The sequence below is a fragment of the Methanoculleus sp. UBA413 genome, assembly GCF_002502935.1.
GTDB lineage: Archaea > Halobacteriota > Methanomicrobia > Methanomicrobiales > Methanoculleaceae > Methanoculleus > Methanoculleus bourgensis.
In genome coordinates this window covers 1-1,135 of sequence record NZ_DAQR01000138.1, presented here as the reverse complement: position 1 = coordinate 1,135, position 1,135 = coordinate 1, and the positions used below count along the sequence as shown (strand labels likewise).

Annotated in this window: 1 protein-coding gene; it reads right to left on the bottom strand. The window is 64.8% G+C overall.

Annotated features, from left to right (window positions below; all coding sequences use genetic code 11):
• Positions 1 to 1,135: phenylalanine--tRNA ligase subunit beta (gene pheT / locus BP858_RS11895; protein WP_286879558.1), on the bottom strand; the 1,135-nt coding region annotated here is incomplete at both ends.

Genomic DNA, 1,135 nt, shown 5'->3' with positions numbered 1-1,135 from the left:
CAGGTGAAGGAGTACCTGGCGGGACGGGGTATCCCGGTACGGCTCTAAGGTCGAGCGCGAACGCCGCCACCGGGTGTTCGAGGTCGAACGCGTTCAGGACCGCGGGGTGGATCTCTCCAAACACCCCGACTATTCTTTCGCCGACGATGATATCACCGCGGCGGCCGTCGATGAATGCAGGGTCTGCCGACTCAGCGACCGCATAGGGGAGCGAGAGTTCCCGGCAGAAGACGTCAGCCGCCGCATACGCCTCCGAGAAGTCTGCGACCGGGTGGATGCTGACCGCGGCGACCTTTTTGTAGGTGACGCAGTCCTCGACCACGTCCCCCACCGCGAAGAGGCGTTGCGGGAGTTCGCGGTGCTTGTTCGCCTGGAGCATCTCCATGAGCAGCGCGAGGAGGTCGGTCCGGACCACGGTCTGCTCCTCGCTGATCGGGTGGAGCACCCGCAGGGTCCCGGGCAGGGGTTTGCGCTGCATGTTCTCGTAGAGCACCCGGTCGTTTGTGAGGGTGAACGGCATCATCTCGAGGTAGCCAAGGCCGACCATCACCGATCTCGCCGCCCCCGCGATCGCGGTGGTCGGGTGCTCCTCTGCTATGGTTGAAGTGGCCGGGAGGACGGCATCGAAGTTCTCGACGCCGTAAGCGATCGCCACATCCTCAAAGATGTCCCAGTCGTGGAGGATATCGGCCCGGTAGCAGGGGACGAGGACCCTGACCCGGGAATCCCTGTCCGGCTCGGCGCCAAACCGCATCCGTGCGAGGAGCCGCGCCATATCTGCGGGGGAGAGGGAGACCCCGAGGAGAGAGGCGCACTCCTCAACCGAGACGACCCGCTCTGCCGGCGCAAGCGTGGGCATCTCCTCTCCATCGACGGTGACCGTCTCAATCGTCGCCCCGGCCTCGGCAAGCGCGGTGCAGATGATGTTGACCGCGGTCATCACCGCTTTTTTGTCGGTGCCGGTGCAGTCAAGCAGGATGTTCTTTGTCGCCGTCGTGACCCTGGTCAGTTCGCCGTTGATGATGGGCGGGAAGGAGAGCACCTGGTCGTCGGCATCGACGATCAGCGGGAACCGGGGGAACCCCTCTACCAGGTGAGCGTAGTCCCGGCCCTTCGGGTGGTCGGTGAGGATCTC